Genomic DNA, 22,378 nt, shown 5'->3' on the forward strand with positions numbered 1-22,378 from the left:
AAGCAGACGAGGGAAGCGGCAATGACGGCTTGGGATGATTGGATCGGGCGCAGCATCGTCCAGCGCGACAGGTTGACCCCGGCGGCGCTGGCGCGCTTTCGCGCGACGCTCGACAGCGATGCGGCGGGCGAGGTCGCGAACCAGGCGATCCACTGGTGCCTGTGCCTGCCCGACGCGCCGACGGCGGCGCTGGGATCGGACGGCCATCCGCTGCGACAGGACGATCCGGGCAGCTTCATGCCGCCGATCCCCCTGCCGCGCCGCATGTGGGCAGCCAGCGATGTGCGTTTCCTGGCGCCGATCGCGGTGGGCGCGGCGATCGAGCGAACCTCGACGATCGCCGCGATCAACGAAAAGACCGGCGGCACGGGCCAGCTCGTCTTCGTCGAGGTCGAGCATGAAACGCGCGCCGGCGATGCAGTCGCGGTGCGGGAGCGCCAGACGATCGTGTTTCGTGCCCCCGCCCCGGGAGCGCCGCCTGCCCCCGCCCCCGAGCCCGTTGGCGAACCCGACCTGTCGGGCTGGACATGGCGGCGCGACGTGCTGCCGAGCGAGGCGATGCTGTTCCGTTATTCGGCGCTGACCTTCAACAGCCACCGCATCCATTACGACCTGCCCTATGCCCGCGATGAAGAAGGGTATCGCGGCCTCGTCGTGCACGGCCCGCTGACCGCGACGCTGCTGCTCGACCTCGCCCAGCGCGAGCTCGGTGCCAATGCGCTGACCGGCTTCACGATGCGCGCGCAGGCGCCGGCCTTCGTCGGCGAGCCGCTGCATCTCGTCGGGCGGACGAAGGAGGGCGGCTGGGAAATGGCGGCGATCGGCCCCGACGGGCGGACGATCATGGCGGCGGAGGCGAAGGCATGAGCGAACTGGTCTTGCGCGAAGACAGCGACGGGATCGCGACGCTGACGCTCAACCGCGCCGACAAGCGCAACGCGCTCAATCTTGCGCTGTGGGGCGAGCTGGAGGCGCATGTCGATGCGATCGCGGCGGCGGGCGACGCGATCGGCGTCGTGGTGCTGCGCGCGAACGGCGCGGTCTTCTGCGCGGGCAACGACCTCAAGGAGCGCGAGGCGAAGGCGCCGCGGCGCTTCTATCAGGCGTCGATCGTCACCAGGCTCGCCGAGCTGGCGCAGCCGGTGATCGTCGCAGTTCAGGGCGGCTGCTTTACCGGCGGGCTCGAGCTGGCGCTGGCGGGCGACATCATTGTCGCGGGCGAAAGCGCGCTTTTCGCCGACACGCATGGCAAGTTCGGGCTGGTGCCCGCATGGGGGATGAGCCAGCGCTTGCCACGCCGCGTCGGCGATTGGAAAGCACGCGAGATGAGCTTCACCGGCCTGCCGGTGGACGGGCGCGAGGCGGCGCGGATCGGCCTCGCCAACCATTGCGTCGCCGATGCCGATCTGGAGGCCACGACACGCGCGGCTCGCCGAAGCGATCGCGGCGCAATCGCGGCACAGCGTCTTCGCCTACAAGCGGCTCTACCGCGAGCAGGCGGACCTGCCCCTGGGTGCGGGACTGGCGCACGAGGTGTTCAACAGCGCCGGGGTCGCGCCGGACTTTGCGGAGCGGGTGGCGAAGCAGTTTTAGCGCAACGTCGAGTTAGCGCATCCGGAGTAGGGAGCGGGCGATCCGCCATAGCCCGTTCCCCGGCGAAGGCCGGGGTCCAGAGCGGTAGAACGCTCGGCGTTGCGTTGTTACGCTCTGGACCCCGGCCTTCGCCGGGGATCAGTTCCGATATGTCCGCCAAAGCCCGAAAACGACCGCTAACCGATCGCCTTCCCCTCCTCGATGCTCGCCCATTGGCGCCCATCATGCCCGAAGAGGATATGCGCGCCCGCCCGCCGCTGGCGCCGCAGATAGTCCATCGTGCGCAATCCCGCTTCACGGTCCACCACCGCCCGTTGCAGCACCATCAGGTCGAGATTGCGCTCGGTATAGCAACAGTCCGCCGCGAGCAGCACCTCGCGCCCGCTCGGCAACTTGACGATCGCGCTCTGGTGCCCCGGCGTATGGCCGTAGGTCGGCACGATCCGTACGCTGCCGTCGCCGAACAGATCGAGTTCGCCGTCGATCGCCCTCACCGGCTGGCCGGTGGCATAATCGACCGCTTCATAGAGCCCCGCCTCCTCGGTTGCCTGCGCCGCCGCCAATTCGCGCGATTGCACGATGATGCAGGCATTCGGCAGGCTGGCATTGCCGCCGGAGTGGTCGATGTGGAGGTGCGAGTTGACGACGTAGTCGATACTCGCGGGATCGACGTCGATGCTTTTCAGCCGCGCCGCGATCTCCTGCCCCTCGAAATATTGCAGGCCGAACTTGTTCGGCGGCAACGCATTTTCGAGGCTGCGGCGGTAGCGGACCCCCATGCCGGTGTCGAACAGCGCGCGGCCCTTCGGATGGTCGATCAGGTAGGAGGGCACGGGGCCTTTCAGATAGTCGCCCTCCTCACCTTCGATGAAATAGCCCGGCCGGCACTGGAACCAGCCGGTGTTGAAGGCATAGAGGCGGAGCGTATCGGTCACCGTTCGCGATAGTCGGGCGGCCGCTTGCCGAGGAACGCGGCGAGCGCTTCCCGATGATCCTCGGTCGCCGAGAGGATCACCTGCTGCCGGTCCTCGATCGCCATCGCCGCGTCCAGGCTTTGTGCGTCGATGTTGAGGTTCAGCGCCTGTTTCGACAGCCGCAGCCCCCAGGGCGCGGTCGCGAGCATCTCGTCGGCGAGCGCGAGGCCGCGGTCGAGCAGCGCTTCCTCTTCGACGATCTCGCTGATCAGCCCCGCCGACAGCGCGCGCTGCGCGTCGATGAAGCGTCCGGTCAGAATCATCTCGGAGGCAAGGCTGGCGCCGACGAGACGCGGCAGGAAATAGCTCGACGCCATGTCGCAGCCGCCCAGCCCGATGCGGATATAGGCGGCGTTGCAGCGAAAGCTCGGGCTGCCGTAACGCACGTCCGACGCGAGCAGCAGCGACAGCCCGCCGCCCGCCGCGGCGCCATGGCCGAGCGCGATGATCGGCTGCGGACAGGCGCGCATCTTGCGATAGATGTTGCCGATGCTCGTCTGGGTGCGCAGCGTGCGGAGCACCGGGGTCTCGTCGGTCGTACGGTCCTCCTGGATGTCGAGCCCGGCGCAGAAACCGCGCCCGGCGCCGCGCAGGATGACGACGCGCACCTCCTTGCGGTCCGCGAGCCCGGCGAAATAGGCGTTGAGCTCTTCGACCAGACCCTCGCTCAGCGCATTCAGCCGCTCGGGCCTGTTGAGCGTCGCGATCTCGACGGCCCCGCGCGTTTCGATCAGCAGTTCGCCGCTCACAAAGTCTGCCCGTCGTCGATGGTGAACACGGCGCCGGTGATGCCGAGCGCGGCATCGGAACAGAGCAGCAGCAAGGGCGCGTGCAGGTCGGTCGCCGGACGCAGGCGCTGGCGCGGGAAGCTCTTCACCATCGCGCCGCCGACGTCGCTTTCCAACAGCTCATGGGTCATTTCGGATTCGAAATAGCCCGGCTGGATGACATTGACGCTGATCCCGCGCCGCGCCCATTCGCGCGCGAGCGCCTTGCCGAGATGGCGCACCGCCGCCTTGGTCGCCCCATAGACCGAGGTCGCGGCAAAGACCTTCTCGGCGGTGATCGAACCGATCAGGACGATGCGGCCATGCTGCTTCTCGCGGGCCCCCGCCTTGTCGAGGCGCCGGGCGCCCTCGGTCGCGGTCAGGAAGACGCCGCGGACATTGGCGGCGTGGAGGAAATCGACCTCGTCGACCGACAGGCCCATCGCCAGCTTCTCGGTCGCGACGCCGGCGTTGGCGACGATCGTATCGACCGTGCCGAAGGCGGCCTCGGCGGCGTCATAGGCGGCTTTGGTCGAAGCCTCGTCGGTGACGTCCATCGAAACCGGAACCGCCTGCCCGCCCGCCGCGGTGATGTCGGCGACCTGTTCGGCGAGCTTGTCGGCGCGGCGCGCGGCGAGCACGACCTTGGCACCGGCGGCGGCGAGCGCCTTGGCGAAGCCGGCGCCGAGTCCGGAAGAGGCGCCGGTGACAAGCGCGACGCGGCCCGTCAGATCGAACTTGGGTTGCTCCGCCATCGTCTCTCCCTCTTTGATTAGCCTGCTCAGCATTGGCTGCGACCGGCGGCGGCGTCAACCGGCGAGAGGCGCCCGCCAAAAGAGAACAAAAGGGGATTGACGGCCCGGTCATGTTCCACTAATGTTCTCATCGTGCACACACAACCTCATCCCCCGCCGCGGCTGCCTGGCGCGGCGGGCGGGGGATAAAGGGTTGCCGGATCAGCGCCCCTCGGGCGGTTTCACGATATAGCGGTCGCGATCCTCGACGGGGACATTGCCCTGGATCATATGCCGCGTCGCATAGACGCCGTCGCAAATCTCGATGTCGAAGCGTTCACGATCGCGCCGCCGCGTTTCCTCCATGATGTCGGCGATCGCATCGTCGTCGACCTCCATCCGCCGTAGCGCCTCCTCCGCCAGGACAAGCGCCGATTCGAAGGTTTCGCGAACCTGGTAATCGACCCCGGCGTGGATCAGCTCGATCGCATGTTCGCGGTCGTAGGAACGCGACAGCACGGGGGTATGGGGAAATTCCGCCTTCAGCAGCTCGACGATCTTCAGCGTCGCCTCGCGGTCGTCGGTCGCGACGATGATCAGCTTGGCCTTATGCGCCCCCGCGGCGTGCAATATGTCGAGCCGGGTGCCGTCGCCGTAATAGATTTTGAACCCGAAGGCCATGGATTCGCGGATCGCCTCGGTATCGGTGTCGATCAGCGAGATCGAGCAGCCGTTGGCGAAGAGCGGCTGGCTGACGATCTGCCCGAAGCGGCCGAAGCCGATCATCAATATGTTGGCGCGCAGATCGTCGGCGACGTCGAGATCGTCGGTCGATTCCTCCCGCCCGGACGTCAGGCGGTCGTGGAGGATGATCATGATCGGCGTCAGCACCATCGACACGATGATGATCGCGGTCAGGATCGCGTTGCTTTCCGCATCGATGATCCCGACGCTCGCGGCGGACGCGTAGAGGACAAAGGCGAACTCGCCGCCCTGCGCCATCAGCACCGCGCGCTCGGCCGCCTCGGCATGGTTCGCCTTCATCAGGCGGGCAACGCCATAGATGACGACCATCTTGAGCGTCATATAGGCGGTCACCGACACCGCGATCAGCCCGAGATTCGCGGCGACGACATTCAGGTCGAGCGCCATGCCGACGCCGAGGAAGAAGAGGCCGAGCAGGATGCCGCGAAACGGTTCGACATCGGCCTCGAGCTGGTGCCGGAACGAGGATTCGGACAGCAGCACCCCCGCCAGGAAGGCCCCCATCGCCATCGACAGCCCCGCCGTCTGCATCGCGAGCGCCGACCCGAGCACGACGAGCAGCGCCGCCGCGGTCATTACCTCGCGCGCCTTGGCGCGGCCGAGCAGCCGGAACATCGGATCGAGCAGATAGCGCCCCGCGAGCACAAGCCCGGCGATCGCCGCAAGCCCGATGCCGACGGCCAGCAAGCGGTCGGCGGTCGACACCGCCTCGCCGCCCGGCGCCAGAAAGGCGACAAGCGCGAGCAGCGGGACAATCGCCAGATCCTCGAGCAGCAGGATCGCGATGATCCGCCGCCCCTTGGGCGCGCCGAGCGCGCGCCGCTCGTCGAGCATCTGCATCACGATCGCGGTCGAGGTGAGCACGAAGCCCGTCCCCGCGACGAAACTCGCCGCGACGGGATAGCCGAGCACGAGTCCGACGCAGATCAGCAGCGCGATCGCCCCGCCGACCTGCGCGACGCCGAGCCCGAATATCTCGCCGCGCATCGCCCACAGCCGCGATGGCTGCATCTCCAGCCCGATGATGAAGAGGAACATGACGACGCCGAGCTCGGCGACGTGCAATATCGTCTGGGCATCCGAAAACAGCCCGAGGCCGAAGGGTCCGATCGCGAGCCCCGCAGCGAGATAGCCGAGCACCGATCCCAGCCCGAGCCGCTTGAACAGCGGCACCGCGATCACCGCGGCCGCGAGCAGCACGACGATCGGCACGATGTCGAACCCGTGCGCGGCGGCTTCGGCGGCGTGCGTTGCGGTCTCGGCGGCCATGGGATCCCCTTTGCCCGGTCGTCAAAACGATGGCTTAGGGCAGGATGGCCGATATCTCCACCCCCCGAGGGCCGCTAGAAATCGAAACCGGCCTGCGCCTGGTCCCTGGCGGTTGCCGCCCCTTTCCGCGTCGGCGGCTCGATCGGGACGCCTTCGAGCGCGAGCATCCGCGCTTTCGATGCCGATCCGCCGGGCGCCGAAAAACCGCCGATCCGGCCACCCGCGCCGGTGACACGGTGGCACGGCACGATCAGCGGTATCGGATTTTGCGCCATCGCCCGACCGACGTCGCGCGCATATTCGGGACCGGCGCCAAGCGCCTTCGCCACCGCGCCATAGGTCGTCGTCTCGCCCCATCCGAGCGTGCGGACAAATGCGTAGGCGCGCTCGAAAAAGGGCGTTTGTTCGCCCATGTCGACCGGGACCGCGCCGAAGTCGATCCGTTCACCGGCGAAATAGCGCGCCACGGCCTCCACGACCGGCCGGACATGCGGCGGCGGCACGACCGGACGCGCGGCCGGAAAACGGCGCACCAGCGACCGCTCCGCCTCACGCGCGGCCGGGGCGGGCAGGCGCAGGCAGCAGATGCCGCGCGCGCTCCAGCCGACGGCGGCCACGCCGGCGACGGTGTCGAACATATGATAATCGATCCGCATTGCCATGGCGGGTCCGATATCGGCGGATCGCCGCCCGAATGCAACGGCGCCAGGGGTCGTTTCGCGGAACACACCGGCTGGCTGGGGCGGCAGGATTCGAACCTGCGAATGGCGGCATCAAAAGCCGCTGCCTTACCGCTTGGCGACGCCCCAACGGGCCGGTGCGACGCGCGCTCTAGAACGCGCCGCTGCAGCTATTGCAAGGCAGCCCTTAGAGCCGCGTCACCCAGCCGTGCGGGTCGGCGGCACGGCCGCGCTGGATATCGACGAGCCTGTCCTTGAGCATCGCGGTCACCTGTCCGGGGCCGTGCGGCGCCGATGGTGAAGCTGCCTTGTCCGCGCGTCACCTTGCCGACCGGAGTCACCACCGCCGCGGTGCCGCAGGCAAAGCTCTCGGTCAGCTTTCCGCTCTCCGCATCGGCCTGCCACTGGTCGATCGCATAGGGCTCCTCGCGCACCGTCAGCCCGGTATCGCGCGCCAGCGCGATGATCGCGTCGCGGGTGATGCCGGGCAGGATCGTGCCGGTCAGCGGCGGGGTGACGAGGCTGCCGTCGGCGAACACGAAGAACATGTTCATGCCGCCCAGTTCCTCGATCCAGCGATGCTCGGCGGCGTCGAGGAAGACGACCTGGTCGTGACCCTTCGCGATCGCCTCGCGCTGCGCGACGAGGCTCGACGCGTAATTGCCGCCGCATTTGGCGGCGCCGGTGCCGCCCGGCGCGGCGCGCGTATAATGGTCCGATACCCAGAGCGAGATCGCCGGGGCGCCCGACTTGAAATAATTGCCGACCGGCGAGGCGATGACGAGAAAATGATATTCGGCGGCGGGCTTCACGCCGAGGAACACCTCGCTCGCGTACATGAACGGACGCAGATAGAGCGCGCCGCCCGCCACCGGCGGGAACCAGCTCGGCGTCCGCCGCGACGATCTCCTTCACCGCGGCAATGAACAATTCCTCGGGCAGTTCGGCCATCGCCATGCGGCGCGCGCTGGCGTTGAAGCGTGCGGCATTGGCATCGACCCGGAACAGCGCCATCGACCCGTCGTCGAGCCGGTACGCCTTCAGTCCTTCAAAGATTTCCTGCGCATAATGGAGCACCGCGGTCGCCGGATCGAGCGTCAGCGGGCCGCGCGGCATCACCTGCGCATCGTGCCAGCCCTTGTCCTCCGAATAGCGGATCGACACCATATGATCGGTGAAGACGCGCCCGAAAACCGGGTCGGCGATCGCCGCCGCGCGTACCTCGTCCGCGACCTTGTTCGGGTGCGGAAGGCGGGCGAAGGCGGGAAAGGACATGCGGAAACCTACTCGGTCAGGGGTGAATCACGCGCGCCTCTTGCCAAAGCACGGCCCTTCGCGCAACGCTAGTGACCATGCCGAACGATAATTTTCTTTCACAGGTCCCCACGGCTTCGGCTCTTTTCTTGCGCGAGGCGGAAGTACGCCGCGGCATCGAATTTCTGTTTTTCGCCCATGCGGCGCTGTGGCGATCGATCGACGCGCGACTCGCCGAAGCGGGGCTGGGGCGCGCGCACTATCGCGCCCTGTACTTCGTCGCGCGCTCAGCCGGGGCTGACGATTTCGGACCTGCTCGCCTTGCTCGGCATCACCAAACAGTCGCTGGGGCGGGTGGTGAAGGAGCTGGAAGCGCGCGGCCTGATCGCGACGCGGCCCGGCGGGCGCGACCGGCGCGCGAAGGAATTGCGGCTGACCGAAGCGGGCCGCGCGGCCGAGGCGGCGATCTTCGACCTGCTCCGCGACGCGATGAGCCACGCCTATACGCAGGCGGGGCAGCAGGCGGTGACCGGATTCTGGCAGGTCAGCGAGGCCCTGCTGCCGCCGCGCGAGCGCGAGCGGGTGGGGAAATTGGGGGGCGAATCCTGACCGCCGCCCCCGCCGTGCCGGAGCGGCGTCAGCTTTCCCTGCGCGCGATGTCGGCGAGTTCGCGGCCGCGGTCGCGGGCGGCGCGCAGGACATTGGTCATCAGCGCCACCAGCTGGCCGCCCTCGTCGAGGACGTCGAGCCCGGCCTGCGTCGTGCCGCCCTTGCTCGCGACCTGCGCCACGAGGGCGCCCGGCTTTTCGGCGCTGTCGGCGAGCAAGGCGACCGAGCCGCCGAAGGTCGCGGTGGCGAGCGCCAGCGCGTCCTCGCTCGACAGGCCCAGGCGCTCGCCCGCCGCGGCATAGGATTCGATCAGGCGGAAAACGAAGGCCGGGCCGCTGCCGGTGAAGGCGGTGACCAGATCCATCGTCGAATCGTCGGCGAGCGGCACGACCTGGCCGAGCGGCTTGAGCAAGGCGGCGACCGCCCTGTCGTCGGTGCGGCCGAGGCTGGCGACCGCCGACACGCCGGCGCCGATGCGCGCGGCGAGGTTGGGCAGGATACGGACATGCGCCCGGGCATCGGGGAAACGCGCCGCAAGATCGGCGAGCGAGACGCCGGCGAGGATCGAGAGCAGATGGACGTCGTCACCGACCTGCGGCGCGAGGTCTGCGGCGACGTCGCCGAGTTGCTGCGGCTTCATGCCGAGCATCACCCAGTCGGCGCTGCCGCCCGCTGCCTGCCACTCGGCAAGTGACGCATGGTGGGCGATCCCCTCGCGGGGCGCGGCGACCGGATCGACGATCGCCACCCGCGCCGGGTCGAGTCCTTCCGCGAGCCAGCGGTCGAGCATCGCCCCCGCCATATTACCGCACCCGACGAGCAGCAGCGTGCCGGGGAAAGTCCGCAATGATTTTGCCATGATCCTGTCTTTTCGTTCCTTAACGGCAACTGCTCTCGGGCCCCGACAGCAGGTCGAGACAGCGGCCGTCGATCTTGGTGGCGTCGACCGGCAGGCCGACCAGGCCGGCCAGCGTCGGCAGGATATCGACCGTCATCACCGCATTGGGCTGTTCGAACCCGGCCAGCCCCTTGCGCCAGAAGAGCATCGGCACGCGGCGGTCATAATCCCACACCGACCCGTGGGTCGCGACATAGCCGAGGCCCGATTCGGGGATCGGCGTCACCCGCGGCTTGAGCACGACGAGGAAATCGCCCGACCGCTGCGGATTGTACGACGCACGCAGCTTGTCCATCAGGGTCCACACGTCGGGCGAGCGTTTCGATATCGGATATTGAGCGAGTTCCTCCGCCGTCACCACCGCCTCGACCTGCGGATGCGCGCGCCAGCGGGCGAGCAGTTCGTCCGACGCCGCCTTGCGCTGCGCCGGGGTCAGCGCCTTCGACAGATACATGTCGCCGAACGGGCCGTCGCTGTAGAGCAAGGGCTGCGGTAGGCCGAGCTTTTCGGCGACCGCCTTGCCCAGCTTGTCGGCGTCGAGCGCGGGATCGACGCGTTCGGCGGCGGGCCAGGCGTTCTGACGGTTGCGTTCGGGCAGGTCGTGGCCGCCATGGTCGGCGGTCAGCGCGACGGCATAGTCGATCCCCGTCGCGTCGAGCCGCACGAAGAAATCGCCGAGTTCGCGGTCGAGCCCCGCCATCTGCAGGCACATTTCGCTGCCTTCGGTGCCATAGGTGTGGCCGACATAGTCGGTGGCGGACAGGCCGACGATCAGCAGGTCGGTGGTGTCGCCCTCGCCCATCTTGCGCGCCGCGCGCAGCGCCGCCGCGGTCGCGAGCACCGCGCCGTCGGCCTCGGGCGAGGCCATGAAGCCGCGGAAATTATTGGCCTCACGCGCGAGGCGGCCGGTTCCCACGGTGCCGCCCTTGTCGATCGGGATCGCGATGTCCTTCGCCGCGCAATCGGCGGGCAGGGTGAGCGGCAGACGCGGCTGCGCCATCGCGGCGGCGATCGCGGCGCCCGCCTGCGCCGCGACGGGCGACAGCGCCGTGCCGCGATAGCTGGTGAGGCCGGTGGGCACGAGCCACATCAGCTCGTCGGCCCGATGCCCGCCCATCATGATGGCGGCGCGGTCCTTGCCAGCGACCGAGACGACCTGGGTTTCGGGATTGCGCGCCTTCATCAGGTCGCCGAGCGTCGGGACGAGCAGATGCTTCACCGACGCGGCATATTTGCCGCTGCCCGATGTCGTACCGGCGACGCTCTCGTCCTCGGCGCAATAGAGGCGCTTGTCCTCGCGCGCGGTCGACAGGTCGAAATAATTGTTCGCGATGATCCCCGTATGCGCGGGGTGATTGCCGGTCAGGATCGTCGAATGGCCGGGGCAGGTCTCGGTCGCGCCGTGCGACTGGTAACCCGAAGGGAAGACCACGCCCGAAGCGAGCCGCGCAAGACCGCCGGTGAAGCTGCCGCGATATTCGGCGAAGATGTCGGCGGAGAATTGATCGACCGCGACCATGACGATCAGCTTGGGCGGCGGGGTCGCAGCCGTAACCTTTTGCGCTGGCGGCGACGAATCCTGGGCAAGGCTGGTACCGGTTGCGGCCAGCGACAGCGTGGCGGCAAGGGCGAAGGTCAGGCGTTTGATCGTCACGGGCATCGTCTCCATGTCGGGGGCTTCAGCGCGGGCTGTCCTCTCGACGAAAGCTGCCTATATGGCAAGCCTTGAACGATGGATGGAAACCGCCGGGGCATGGTCCGTACTAGGAACAATATTGTGACAGCCGCGTGGCGCGCGATGCTGGCCGTGCTGGCGCTGGCGTTGCTGGCGCCGGGTCCGGCGCGGGCGCAAACGGTGAATATCACGCCGCAACTGGTGGCCGAAACCGCGGTCCCCGCGCCGGGAACGACCACGACCCTCGCCCTCGGCATGACCCCCGCCAAGGGCTGGCACGGCTATTGGCTCAACGGCGGCGACGCCGGATTCGGCATGTCGGTCGACTGGAACCTGCCCGAAGGGGTCGCGATCTCCGGCTTCCGCTATCCGGTGCCCGAAGCGCTGATGCTCTTCGGTATGATGAACCATGTGTATGAGCACCCCTATGCACTGCTCGCCGACATCGAGGTCGACAGGAGCGTCGCGCCGGGCAGCGATCTGACCTTGTCGGGGGTCGCCAACTGGCTGGCCTGTACCGACAAGGTGTGCGTTCCCGAAAAGGCGGTGGTCTCGGTCAAGCTGACCGCGGGCGACGGCACCATATCGGCGGCGTCGCGGGCGCGGTTCGACGCATGGCGGGCGCGGCTGCCGCAGCCGCTCGATCGCGCGGGCCATTGGGAACGGCGCGGCGATGTGCTGCGCTTCGACATTCCGCTGCCCGCGGGGGTTGCGATCAACGCGCCGCACCTGTTCCTCGAGACGCAAAATCTGATCGACTATCCGGCGCCGCAGACATTCAGCCGCAACGGCGACTGGATCGTCATCGAGACGCGCGCCAATGGCGATGCGACGGGACCGGCGAAGGGACTGGTCAAGCTCGCCGACGGGCGCGGGCTGACGGTGGACTTCGAACAGGCGGCGGTGCGGCCTGCGGGCAAACCGGTCGTCGGCGCCAGGCCGGGCATCGACATGGGACTGTTCTGGGCCGCGCTCGGCGGCGCGGTCCTCGGCGGGCTGATCCTCAACCTGATGCCGTGCGTCTTCCCGATCCTGAGCCTGAAGGCACTGAGCCTCGCGCGCTCGGGCGGCGATGCACGCGAAGCGAAGGGCGAAGCCGTCGCCTATACCGCCGGTGCGGTGCTGGTCTGCCTCGCGCTCGGCGGCGCGCTGCTCGCGCTGCGCGCGGCGGGCGAACAGGTCGGCTGGGCGTTCCAGTTGCAGCATCCGCTGAGCGTGTTCATCCTGCTGCTGCTCGCGGTGGCGATCACGCTGAACCTGCTCGGCGCCTATGAACTGCCCTCGTTCGGCGGCGGGCGGAAACTGGCGGGCCAAGGCGGCGCGGCGGGCGGTTTCTGGACCGGCGCACTCGCGGCCTTCGTCGCGACCCCGTGCAGCGGGCCGCTGCTCGGCGCCGCGCTCGGCGCGACGCTGGTGCTTCCGGCATGGGCCGCGCTGCCGATCTTCGGCGGGCTGGGGCTGGGGCTGGCCCTGCCCTTCCTCGCCATCGGTTTCCTTCCCGCGCTGCGCAACCGCCTGCCCAGGCCGGGGCCATGGATGGCGACATTCCGTAAGTGGATGGCGCTGCCGATGGGGATCACGGCACTGGCCCTTGCGTGGCTATTGTGGCGACAAGCGGGTGGCGCAGCGTGGCCGCCGGTGCTGGCCGCCGTGATCTGGTCCATCGTGCTTTTCAACGCGCTTGGCCGGCAACAGCGCGGGCGAACGAGCCGACGAACGGTCCTCTTTTTCCTGTTCGTCGCGGTCGCAATCACGGCGATCAGCGTCAGAGGTCTGGTCAACGGCGCTCACGACGGCACGGTATCGAGCATCGCTGGCGACAGCTTTTCCCCCGAAGCCCTTGCCAAGGCGCGCGCCACGGGCAAACCGGTCTTCGTCTATTTCACCGCCGACTGGTGCCTGTCGTGCAAGGCGAACGAGGCTGGCGCGATCGACCGCGAAACGGTGCAGGAGGCGTTCAAGGCGAGGGGCGTCGCTACGCTCGTCGGCGACTGGACGAACGGCGATCCCGTCATCACCCGCACCCTCGCCGAACATGGCCGCAACAGCGTGCCCCTCTACCTCTGGTACGCGCCGGGCGCGGCGGAGCCCGAAATCCTGCCGCAGATACTGACGCCCGGCCTGCTCATCGAAAAGGCTGAAGCGAAATGACCCCCCTTTCGTCCTTGCGAGCGCGGCGAAGCAATCCAGAGTGGCGTAAACCGCCCCGGATTGCTTCGCAGCGCCCGCAATGACGGGACTGGATTGATGGCCAAAGTCCGCGCCGACCAGCTGCTCGTCGACCGCGGCCTCGCGGAGAGCCGGACACGCGCGCAGGCGCTGATCCTCGCTGGGCTCGCCTTCATCGGCGACCGCAAGATCGACAAGGCGGGGCAGCAGGTCGCCGCCGATGCCGACATCAGCGTCAAGGGCCGCGATCATCCCTGGGTGTCGCGCGGCGGCATCAAGCTCGACCATGCCCTCGCCCACCTCGGCTGGGACGTGACCGGCGCGGTCGCGATCGACGTCGGGTCGTCGACCGGCGGCTTCACCGACGTGCTGCTCAGCCGGGGCGCCGCCCGTGTCTATGCGGTCGATTCGGGGACCAACCAGCTCGCGTGGAAGCTGCGGCAGGACGAACGCGTCATCGTCCACGAACAGACGAGCGCGCGCATCCTGACGGCGGCGCACATCCCCGAACCCGTCGACCTGATCGTCTGCGACGCGAGCTTCATCGCACTGGCGAAGGTGCTGCCGGTGCCGCTGTCCTTCGCGCGGGTCGGCGCGCGGCTGGTCGCGCTGATCAAGCCGCAGTTCGAGGCCGAACGCCACGAGGTCGGCAAGAAGGGCGTCGTGCGCGACCCCGCCGTGCACGAGCGCGTGTGCGGCGAAGTGCGCGCCTGGCTGGAAAGCGAGGGCTGGGCGGTCGCCGATCTGGTCGAAAGCCCGATCACCGGGCCGGAGGGCAATGTCGAATTCCTGATCGCGGCGGTGCGCGGGAACTGAGATGCCGCGCCCTCGAATTCCCGCACAAAGGCACAAAGGCACAAAGATTTTCCAACCCCGTTCGTCCTGAGCCTGTCGAAGCCTGTCCTGAGCGCCTGCAAGGCAGCCGAAGGGGGCCGTGCTTTTTCCTAGGACGCAAAGGGGAGAACGGTGCTTCGACCAGCTCAGCACGAACGGATGCAGGTTGATCCAGCTTTGTGCCTTCGTGCCTTCGTGCGAGATATAAAATCACCCACGCCAGCGCGCTTGACGTGCCCCTCGCCACCCGCAACATCTGCGCACAGCAGAATCGCGAACAGGGGCCGCCATCCGATGAGTGAAATCGCCACGCCGGGTCAGCTTCGCATGTCCTACCTCCGCTGGGCGCTGGTGACGGTTCCAGCGGTGCTGTTGGCCGGAACGCTGGTCGGCGGGGGGGCGGTCGGCGGGCGCTGGTTCGATTCGCTGAACCTTCCGGGGATCGCCCCGCAGGATTGGGTGTTCCGCTGGGCCTGGCCCTTGCTGTTCCTGCTGGCCGGTCTGGCGCTTGCCATGCTGCTGCACGCGCGCGGCGCGCGCGGGCGCGGATTGGCGCTCATCATGCTGCTTTCCCAGCTCTGCGTCCTCGCGCTGTGGACTCCGGTCTTTTTCGGCTCGGCATCAGGTGACCACCGGCCTCTATCTGGCCGTTGCCGCCCTGGCGCTGACGATCGCGGCGATCGTGACGGCCGCGCCGGTCAGGCGCGCGGCCGCCCTGCTTCTGGTCCCTGCATTGCTGTGGACGGCGTTCATCGCGCTGCTCAATTTCCAGATCGACCGCGCCAATCCCGATGCCGAAACCCTTGTCACGCCCGCCGCGACCACCCAGATAAGCATCGGCAAGGGGCCACCCCCCGACGAAGGACAATGACATGCAGAGCGAAAACCGCTTTTTCGACGATCTGGCCAAGATGGTGAACGGCGTCGCCGGAACCGTCGCCGGCAGCCGGCCGCGAGGCCGAGGCGGCGATGCGCGAGCGCGCGAAGGAATGGATCGGCCGCATGGATTTCGTCAGCCGCGAGGAATTCGAGGCGGTCAAGCAGATGGCCGCCACCGCGCGCGCCGAGGCCGAGGCGCTGAAGGCGCGGCTCGACAAGCTGGAGGGCGCGGCGGCCCCCAAGGCGGCGAAGCCCGCCGCGGCGCGCAAGCCCAAGGCCTGACGCAGCGACTCGCCACCTCGTGCGTTTCCCGCTAAAGGCGCGCGCATGAGTGACGATATCTACGACGACGAAGACGGCCAGGACGCGGCGCCGATGGAAATGCTGGCGTCCTATTTCGCCGCGCACGACTGGCCGCACGAGATGGTCGGCGAGGACGAGATCGTCGCGACCGCGCAGGGCAGCTGGACGACCTATGAGCTGCGCGCCGTGTGGCGCGCCGACGACGGTGTCATCCAGTTGCTCGCCTTTCCCGACATCCGCGTCGTCGAGGACAAGCGCGCCGCGGCGCACGAGGCGCTGGCGCTGATCAACGAACAGCTCTGGCTCGGGCATTTCGAGCTGTGGTCGAACAGCGGGACGATCCTGTTCCGCCACGGCATGCTGCTGGGCGGCGACGCGGCCTTGTCGCTCGACCTGACCGAGACGCTGATCGAAAGCGCGATCGACGAATGCGAGCGTTTCTATCCGGTGTTCCAGTTCGTGCTGTGGGGCGGCAAGTCGCCCGCCGAGGCGCTGGCGGCATCGCTGATCGAAACGCGCGGCGAGGCTTAGGTTCGATCCTGTGTCCCTGCGAAGGCAGGGACCCATCTCCGGTCAGCGCCAGGTTGAACCCACGGGTGATGGGCTCCCGCCTGCGCGGGAGCACGCTATTGTTTTAGTTCGAGCGCCTCTCGAACCGCGTCAGCCCGGCGCCCAGCTCGTTCGGCCCGATCGCCAGCGCTTCGCCGCTCCAGTCGGCGACGAACACCGACTTGCGGTTCAGCCCCGCGGGCAGGCTGGCGCGATTGTCCTCGATGACCAGCCCGCGCGACGGATTCTTGCGTTCCTCGGCGGCGACCGCGATCAGCGCCGAATAATTTTCCTTGTCGCGCCCCTGCACGAACAGATTGCCCGCGATCCGCCCGGCCGAGCCCGACGGCAGGTCGATCATATAATTGGTGCCGGTGCCCTGCGTGTCGTCGAAGCTGTTGTCGCGCACGTCGACGACGATCCCGCGCGATTTCAGATAATGGCCGCCGCTGCCCTTTTCGAAGCGGGTACGGGTGACGATCACCCGGCCATAGATGCCCGTATAGACGCTGTGCGCGCAGCTCAAACCGCGGTCGCAGCGGCCGAGGCGCGAGAAGGTCGAGCGGTCGATGGTCAGCGTCGCCCCGGGATCGTCGGCGGTGAGGATGCCTTCCTCGCTGTTCCGGAACATGCTGTTCGCGACCTCGAGATCGCTCGTCTCGAGCCGGATGCCCGCGCCATTGCCGTCGGGCACGCGCATATTCTGAAAGACGATGCCGTCGACCTTCGCGCCCGCGCCGCGCAGCACCAGCGCCGCCTTGCCCTCGCAGGTCACGCCGTCGAAGATCGCGCGGCCCGGCTCGGCGGCGACGAAGGCGATGCGTCCGGCGGTCTGCACCGCGCAGTCGCGGTGATAGCCCGGCGCGACGAGGATCGTTCCCTGGCCGTCGCCTATGGAGTCGACCGCATCCTGCAGCCGCGAAAAGCCGCGGCCGTCGATGCTGAAGGGCGCGCCGCCGGTCTGCGCTGCGGCGCGGGGGCGGCAACGACCACGGCGGCGAGGAGCAGCGCGGCGATCAGGCTGGGGCGAATGCGGATCATGGCTAGGCCTATAGACCGGGCGCGGCCGCCAGTCGTTTGCAAGGCTGGTTAATTTGCCGGGCGTCCCGAAAGCGGACGGTTGGATCGGCAAGGATTAAGGCCGGTTTCGGCGCGGCGTGGGTCGAGCCCGGCACGCCCGGAGCCCGGCGGCCCGCTAGAAATGCCTGATATCCGCTAGAAATGAAAGTCCGGCAATTCCGCCAGCGCGATCCCCAGCGCCTCGGCCCAGCCGTCGGCGACGCTCTGGAAATAGGGGTCGTGGCGCTCGAAGCGGCGCTCGACGACGGTCGTGAAATCGTCGCGCTCGTGGATCTTGAGGTCGATCGGCAGGTCGACCCCGGCATTGGCGCGGATCGTCGAATCGAAGGAGACGCAGAGCAGCTTCACCGCATCCTCGAACGACATGGCGGGATCGTAGGAGCGCACGATGATCGGCCGCCCATATTTGGTCTCGCCGATCTGGAAGAAGGGATTGTCCTCGCCCGCCTCGATGAAATTGCCCTCGGGATAGATCATGAACAGGCGCGGTTCGGCGCCCCTGATCTGGCCGCCGACGATCAGCGAGGCGCGAAACAGCGACTCGGCGGCGGGGCCTTCGGGGTTGTGGCGGGTGACGATCTGGCGCAGCGTTTCGCCGACGATCGTCGCGATCTGGAACATCGACGGCGCCTCCAGGATCGACGGGTGCCGGTCCCCGGGCGCCTTGGTACGCTCGTCGAGCAGGCTGACCACCGCCTGCGTCGTCGCCAGATTGCCCGCCGACATCAGGGTGATGACGCGCTCGCCCGGCACGTGCCAGCTGCGCATCTTGCGCACCTGGGCGATGTCGTCGACGCCCGCGTTGGTGCGGGTGTCCGACATGAACACCAGTCCCTTGTTCAGGCGCATCCCCACGCAATAGGTCATCTTGTCGTCAGCCTCTTTGTCCTGCCCCCGTTTGGCTTATTGCTGCACCTGCAATTGGACAACCAGATTTTCTTGCGCTGCACCAAAACGCATGCCGCGCACCGGCGCGGCATCGTGATAATCGAGCCCCGTCGCGACGCGGATATAGCGCTGGTCGGGCGAATAGCCGTTCGACACGTCGAAACCGACCCAGCCGATCGCATCGAAATGCGCCTCGGCCCAGCCGTGCGTCGCATCCTGGTGCGTGCGGTCGTTCATCATCAGATAGCCCGACACATAGCGCGCCGGATGCCCCAGGTGGCGCATCGCCGCGATGAAGATATGGGCATGGTCCTGGCACACCCCGCCGGTGCCGCCCAGCGCCTGCTCGGCGCTGGTGTCGGCCCCGGTCACGCCAATGCTGTAGGGCAGTTTTTCGAGGATCAGCTTCGACAGCGCGTGCGCGCGTTCGATGTCCGAGGCGAAATCGCGCCCCAGCTCGGCCGCCAGCGCCCGCACATGGCGCCCGGCGCGGGTCAGCGGGGTCGGGCGCAGAAAGATCCACAGCGGCATCGCCCCGCGATGCGCGCCGATGACGCCGTCCCAGCTGATCAGCTCGACCTCGCCCGAACAATGGATCACCAATTCCCGCGACCCCGGATCGACCGCGATCAGGTCGACGCCATTGCCATGATGGTCGGTGTAGTGGAGCTGGCTGGTGCCGCCGCCGATCTCGACGCTCCAGCCGTGGATCAGCTGCTGCCCCGGCCGTTCCTTGGGCGTCAGCTTGACCTGCTGCAGCGCATAGGCGACCGGGCTGTCATATTCGTAGCGGGTGGTATGTTCGACGCGAAGGCGCATGGTCCCGAACCCTATTCCACAAACCGGTAGTCGCGCTCGATCTGCTGCGCGAGCGCGGCGTTGGCGCGGAGGAAGTCGGTGATATATTCGTGCAGGCCGCCGTCGAAGATCGCCTGGATCGGCCCGGCCAGCTTCTTCTGGTGCAGCGCCGCGACCATGCGCCCGGCCTCGGTCTCCTCGCCATAGCCGCGCTGCAGCCAGCCGATATTGTCCTGCATCTTCTGCGCGCAAAAGGCCAGGCTGCGCGGCATCTGTTTGTAGAGGATCAGGAATTCGGCGATCTTCAGCGCGCTGATCTCGGTCCCGTACAGCCAGTGATAGGCGCGGTGCGCCGACACCGAGCGCAGGATCGTCTCCCACTGCACATTGTCGATCGAGGTGCCGATATGCGCGACCGAGGGCAGCAGCAGATAATATTTGACGTCGAGGATGCGCGCGGTGTTGTCGGCGCGTTCGAGGAAGGTGCCGAGCCGCGAGAAATTATAGCCGTCGTTGCGCAGCATCGTCCCCGAAAAGGCGCCGCGCACCTGCGCGCTCTGCTGGCGGATCGCCGACAGCACATCGGGCAGGTCGTCGTCGCGCACCTGCCGCTTGAGCAGCGCGCCGAGCGTCATCCAGCTTGTGTTCACCGCCTCCCACACCTCGCGGGTCAGATAGGTGCGCGCGGTGCGCGCATTGTCGCGCGCCTGCTTGACGACCGACAAGATGCTCGACGGATTGCGCGTGTCGCGGAGCAGGAAGTCGACGACCTTCGCCGAACTATATTCCTGCCCGGTCGCCTCGAACGCCTGGTTCGACCCCGCGGTGACGAGGATCGACTTCCACTCGGCCCTGGCGGTGCTCGACCGCGTCAGCGCGATACGGAACCCGGCGTCGATCAGCCGCGCATTATTCTCGCTCCGTTCAAGATAGCGCGCCATCCAGAAGAGGCTGCCGGCGGTCTTGCCTAGCATGGGCGTAGGCTCCGACGCACCCGGCCTCCCCTCCCGCAGGCGGGAGGGGCAGCGAGACTTGGCTCGGCGAAGCCGGGCCTAGTCGCAGCGGGGTGGGCGGAAACGCGGCGTGGCTGGCCCACCCCGCTGCGGCTAGGCAGCAAGCTGCCAAGCCTCGCTGCCCCTCCCGCTTGCGGGAGGGGGTGGCGAAGGAATGACGTCATGCCCACCATCAATCCTCCAGCACCCACGTATCCTTGGTCCCGCCGCCCTGGCTCGAATTGACCACCAGCGACCCCTTGGTCATCGCGACGCGGGTCAGGCCGCCGGGGGTGATGGTGACGCCCGCGGGCGACATCAGCACGAAGGGCCGCAGATCGACATGGCGCGGGGCGAGGCCCGCCCTGGTGAAGATCGGCACGGTCGACAGCGACAGCGTCGGCTGCGCGATATAGCCGCGCGGGTTCGCCTCCAGCTTGGCGCGAAAGGCGGCGATCTCCTTCTTGCTCGCGGCGGGACCGACGAGCATGCCGTAACCGCCCGAGCCATGGACCTCCTTGACCACCAGTTCGGGCAATCGGTCGAGCACCTCCTTCAGATGCTCGGTCTCGCTGCAGCGCCAGGTCGGCACATTGGGCAGCAGCGCGCGCTCGCCGGTGTAGAATTCGATAATGTCGGGCATGTAGCTGTACAGCGCCTTGTCGTCGGCGATGCCGGTGCCCGGCGCATTGGCGATGGTGATGCCGCCGGCGCGGTAGACGTCCCAGATGCCGGGCACGCCGAGCATCGAGTCGGGGCGGAAGTTCAGCGGATCGAGGAAATCGTCGTCGACGCGGCGATAGACGACGTCGATCGGCGTATAGCCCTGCGTCGTGCGCATCGCGACGCGGCCGTTCACGACGCGCAGGTCGTGTCCCTCGACCAGTTCGGCGCCCATCTGGTCGGCGAGGAAGCTGTGCTCGAAATAGGCGCTGTTGTGGATGCCCGGCGTGAGCACCGCGACCGTCGGCGTCCCGTCGCATTTCGGCGGCGCGCAGGCGGCGAGCGAGCGCAGCAGGTTGATCGGATAGTCGCCGACCTCGCGCACCGGCACCTTCGCGAACAGCTCGGGGAACATCTGGAGCATCGTCTCGCGATTTTCGAGCATGTAGGAGACGCCCGACGGCGTGCGGGCATTGTCCTCCAGCACATAGAATTCGTTCGGGCCGGTGCGGACGATGTCGGTGCCGGTGATATGCGTATAGACGCCGCCCGGCGGATCCATCCCCATCATCATCGGCAGGAACGCCTCGTTGCGCGAGATCAGCTCGACCGGCACCCGCCCGGCGCGCAATATCTCCTGCCGGTGATAGATATCGTGGAGGAAGGCGTTGAGCGCGCGCACCCGCTGTTCGATGCCGCGCGACAGCCGCCGCCACTCGCTCGCCGAAATGATCCGCGGCACCACGTCGAAGGGGATCAGCCTTTCGTCGGCGTCATCCTCGCCATAGACGTTGAAGGTGATGCCGGTGGTGCGGAAAAAGGCCTCGGCCTGCTGCGCCTTGCGGTGGATACGCGCGGGTTCCTCGGCGGCGAACCATTCGCAAAATTCGGTATAGGGCGTCCTCGTGTCGCCCCCATGGCCATGCATCTCGTCGAAGAATTGAATGGAGCCAGCCCTTTCCACGCAACATGCCTTCCCACCGCCGCAAACCGTTGCGACGCCCGATGTTCCAGCTGCTGCGCACCTGCCGGCTGCATGGCCGACAAGCTTATGAGGCCGATGCTAGCACTCCGGTGCGGGAAGGCAAGATGGGTGGCGCGTTGCAATCTAAGATAAGATCGCCCCAGCCCCGTTCGTGCTGAGCTTGTCGAAGCACCGTCCTTCTCTTTGGACGCCGCAAGGGCAAAGCACGGCCCTTCGACAAGCTCAGGGCGAACGGGAACCTGAGCGCAACGCTAAACGCCCGCCAACGGAAGCATCAGCGCCAAATACAGCAACCGCACCGCCACGAACCCGACCAGCAGCGCCGTCAGCCGCCGGATCAGCATCGCCGGGCCGGTCTTCACCGCGATCTGCGTGCCGATCGCGCCGCCGATCAGCACCGCGACCAGCAGCGGCCAGTGGTCGGCGACGGCGTGCGCCATCTCCAGCCCCTTGCCCTTGATCAGCTGGCCGGTCAGCCCGAACAGGCTGTTGACGAGGATGAACAGGCTGGCGGTCGCGGCGACCTGCCGCGCTTCGGCCCAGCGGATCAGGTGGAGGATCGGCGCGAGGAAGATGCCGCCGCCGATGCCGACCACCCCCGCCAGATAGCCCAGCCCCGCCGCGACCGGCAGCAACAGCTTGGGCGACAGGTTCACGGGTTTCGCGGCCTGCGGCTGGACCATCAGCGCGACCGCCGAGGCGAGCAGCGACAGCCCTAGCAGGATGACGAGCACCCCCTGCTTCACCGGGGTCAGCCCGCCGAGAAAGGCGAGCGGCGCCGCGACGGCGATCAGCGGCAGCGCCTTCGCCCAGGGCATCACCCCCGCGCGCGCGAAGCGGATCGTGCCGCCGCTGACGACGATGACGTTGCACGCCAGGCTGATCGCCGGGACCAGCCCCACCGCGACGCCGCCGAGGATCAGCAGCGCGGTATAGGTCGACCCGCCGCCGAACCCGACCGCGGCATAGAGCAGCGCGGTGAGGCCGAAAGCTGCGGCGAGCCCGGTCATTGCGGCATCC

The 22,378-nt window shown here is 67.9% G+C and carries 19 protein-coding genes, 1 tRNA gene and 5 pseudogenes; 10 read left to right on the top strand and 15 right to left on the bottom strand.

Annotated features, from left to right (window positions below; genetic code table 11):
• The first annotated feature begins 21 nt into the window (after positions 1–21).
• From N0A20_RS12345 to N0A20_RS12350, 3 genes and pseudogenes are all read left to right on the top strand, one after another.
• Positions 22–867 (top strand): MaoC family dehydratase N-terminal domain-containing protein, encoded by an 846-nt coding sequence (locus N0A20_RS12345; RefSeq protein WP_260580663.1) that lies wholly within the window; start codon positions 22–24, stop codon positions 865–867.
• Positions 864–1,379 (top strand): annotated as a pseudogene (locus tag N0A20_RS20755) (enoyl-CoA hydratase/isomerase family protein); the annotation flags it as partial. The gene N0A20_RS12345 and the pseudogene N0A20_RS20755, both read left to right, overlap by 4 nt.
• A gap of 19 nt (positions 1,380–1,398) precedes the next feature.
• The gene (locus N0A20_RS12350; protein ID WP_260580664.1) at positions 1,399–1,593 is read left to right on the top strand and encodes a hypothetical protein; all 195 of its coding nucleotides are present in this window, start codon (positions 1,399–1,401) and stop codon (positions 1,591–1,593) included.
• Positions 1,594–1,769: 176 nt separating this feature from the next.
• Here N0A20_RS12350 and N0A20_RS12355 read toward each other — a convergent pair whose 3' ends face one another.
• The 7 genes and pseudogenes from N0A20_RS12355 to N0A20_RS12385 all read right to left on the bottom strand — a co-directional run bounded on the left by N0A20_RS12355 (position 1,770) and on the right by N0A20_RS12385 (position 8,057).
• Positions 1,770–2,528, bottom strand: coding sequence for an N-acyl homoserine lactonase family protein (locus tag N0A20_RS12355; RefSeq protein WP_260580665.1), 759 nt, complete (start codon positions 2,526–2,528; stop codon positions 1,770–1,772).
• Complete coding sequence (locus N0A20_RS12360; protein WP_260580666.1) at positions 2,525–3,316, bottom strand: enoyl-CoA hydratase/isomerase family protein; 792 nt, start codon at positions 3,314–3,316, stop codon at positions 2,525–2,527. The genes N0A20_RS12355 and N0A20_RS12360 overlap by 4 nt, the downstream gene beginning before the upstream one ends.
• On the bottom strand, positions 3,313–4,089 hold the full coding sequence (locus N0A20_RS12365; protein ID WP_260580667.1) for an SDR family NAD(P)-dependent oxidoreductase: 777 nt from the start codon (positions 4,087–4,089) through the stop codon (positions 3,313–3,315). The genes N0A20_RS12360 and N0A20_RS12365 overlap by 4 nt, the downstream gene beginning before the upstream one ends.
• 201 nt (positions 4,090–4,290) lie before the next feature.
• A complete protein-coding gene (locus N0A20_RS12370) occupies positions 4,291–6,102 on the bottom strand; it encodes a monovalent cation:proton antiporter-2 (CPA2) family protein (protein WP_260580668.1) in 1,812 nt (603 codons plus the stop codon).
• 74 nt (positions 6,103–6,176) lie between these two features.
• Positions 6,177–6,764 carry a methylated-DNA--[protein]-cysteine S-methyltransferase gene (locus tag N0A20_RS12375; RefSeq protein WP_260580669.1) on the bottom strand — a complete coding sequence of 196 codons (588 nt, stop codon included), beginning with the start codon at positions 6,762–6,764 and terminating at the stop codon, positions 6,177–6,179.
• A gap of 72 nt (positions 6,765–6,836) precedes the next feature.
• Positions 6,837–6,911 (bottom strand) — tRNA-Gln (locus tag N0A20_RS12380).
• Positions 6,912–6,969: 58 nt separating this feature from the next.
• Positions 6,970–8,057 (bottom strand): annotated as a pseudogene (locus N0A20_RS12385) (branched-chain amino acid aminotransferase).
• Positions 8,058–8,134: 77 nt separating this feature from the next.
• Between N0A20_RS12385 and N0A20_RS12390 the strand changes: the two are divergent.
• Positions 8,135–8,645 (top strand): annotated as a pseudogene (locus N0A20_RS12390) (MarR family winged helix-turn-helix transcriptional regulator).
• Positions 8,646–8,673: 28 nt separating this feature from the next.
• On the opposite strand, the gene proC reads toward N0A20_RS12390, so the two are convergent.
• Both proC and N0A20_RS12400 read right to left on the bottom strand, forming a co-directional pair.
• Entirely contained in the window at positions 8,674–9,504 is an 831-nt protein-coding gene (gene proC, locus N0A20_RS12395; RefSeq protein ID WP_260580670.1) for a pyrroline-5-carboxylate reductase, read from the bottom strand.
• 19 nt (positions 9,505–9,523) lie between these two features.
• The gene (locus tag N0A20_RS12400) at positions 9,524–11,212 is read right to left on the bottom strand and encodes an alkaline phosphatase family protein (RefSeq protein WP_260580671.1); all 1,689 of its coding nucleotides are present in this window, start codon (positions 11,210–11,212) and stop codon (positions 9,524–9,526) included.
• Between the two features lie 84 nt (positions 11,213–11,296).
• On the opposite strand from N0A20_RS12400, the gene N0A20_RS12405 reads away from it, so the two are divergent.
• From N0A20_RS12405 to N0A20_RS12430, 6 genes and pseudogenes are all read left to right on the top strand, one after another.
• Positions 11,297–13,369: a protein-disulfide reductase DsbD family protein gene (locus tag N0A20_RS12405; RefSeq protein WP_409574683.1), complete on the top strand. Its 2,073-nt coding sequence runs from the start codon at positions 11,297–11,299 to the stop codon at positions 13,367–13,369.
• A gap of 96 nt (positions 13,370–13,465) precedes the next feature.
• Positions 13,466–14,203 carry a TlyA family RNA methyltransferase gene (locus N0A20_RS12410; RefSeq protein WP_260580673.1) on the top strand — a complete coding sequence of 246 codons (738 nt, stop codon included), beginning with the start codon at positions 13,466–13,468 and terminating at the stop codon, positions 14,201–14,203.
• A 345-nt stretch (positions 14,204–14,548) separates the two neighbouring features.
• A pseudogene (locus N0A20_RS12415) lies at positions 14,549–14,767 on the top strand (tryptophan-rich sensory protein); the annotation flags it as partial.
• A gap of 79 nt (positions 14,768–14,846) precedes the next feature.
• Positions 14,847–15,092 carry a tryptophan-rich sensory protein gene (locus N0A20_RS12420; RefSeq protein ID WP_260580674.1) on the top strand — a complete coding sequence of 82 codons (246 nt, stop codon included), beginning with the start codon at positions 14,847–14,849 and terminating at the stop codon, positions 15,090–15,092.
• 1 nt (position 15,093) lies between these two features.
• Positions 15,094–15,382: pseudogene (locus tag N0A20_RS12425) on the top strand (accessory factor UbiK family protein).
• Positions 15,383–15,427: 45 nt separating this feature from the next.
• Positions 15,428–15,934, top strand: coding sequence for a YbjN domain-containing protein (locus tag N0A20_RS12430; RefSeq protein ID WP_260580675.1), 507 nt, complete (start codon positions 15,428–15,430; stop codon positions 15,932–15,934).
• A 103-nt stretch (positions 15,935–16,037) separates the two neighbouring features.
• Here the strand turns inward: N0A20_RS12430 and N0A20_RS12435 are convergent, their stop codons facing one another.
• From N0A20_RS12435 to N0A20_RS12460, 6 genes are all read right to left on the bottom strand, one after another.
• Positions 16,038–17,084 (bottom strand): right-handed parallel beta-helix repeat-containing protein, encoded by a 1,047-nt coding sequence (locus N0A20_RS12435; RefSeq protein WP_312846538.1) that lies wholly within the window; start codon positions 17,082–17,084, stop codon positions 16,038–16,040.
• An 83-nt stretch (positions 17,085–17,167) separates the two neighbouring features.
• On the bottom strand, positions 17,168–17,899 hold the full coding sequence (locus tag N0A20_RS12440) for a peptidase (RefSeq protein WP_260580676.1): 732 nt from the start codon (positions 17,897–17,899) through the stop codon (positions 17,168–17,170).
• Between the two features lie 36 nt (positions 17,900–17,935).
• Complete coding sequence (locus N0A20_RS12445; RefSeq protein WP_260580677.1) at positions 17,936–18,739, bottom strand: transglutaminase family protein; 804 nt, start codon at positions 18,737–18,739, stop codon at positions 17,936–17,938.
• A gap of 11 nt (positions 18,740–18,750) precedes the next feature.
• Entirely contained in the window at positions 18,751–19,692 is a 942-nt protein-coding gene (locus tag N0A20_RS12450) for an alpha-E domain-containing protein (protein WP_260580678.1), read from the bottom strand.
• 211 nt (positions 19,693–19,903) lie between these two features.
• The gene (locus N0A20_RS12455; protein ID WP_260583911.1) at positions 19,904–21,301 is read right to left on the bottom strand and encodes a circularly permuted type 2 ATP-grasp protein; all 1,398 of its coding nucleotides are present in this window, start codon (positions 21,299–21,301) and stop codon (positions 19,904–19,906) included.
• Between the two features lie 308 nt (positions 21,302–21,609).
• Positions 21,610–22,368, bottom strand: coding sequence for a sulfite exporter TauE/SafE family protein (locus N0A20_RS12460; RefSeq protein ID WP_260580679.1), 759 nt, complete (start codon positions 22,366–22,368; stop codon positions 21,610–21,612).
• Positions 22,369–22,378 lie beyond the last annotated feature (10 nt).

It is taken from the genome of Sphingopyxis sp. PET50, assembly GCF_025244705.1.
Taxonomy (GTDB): domain Bacteria; phylum Pseudomonadota; class Alphaproteobacteria; order Sphingomonadales; family Sphingomonadaceae; genus Sphingopyxis.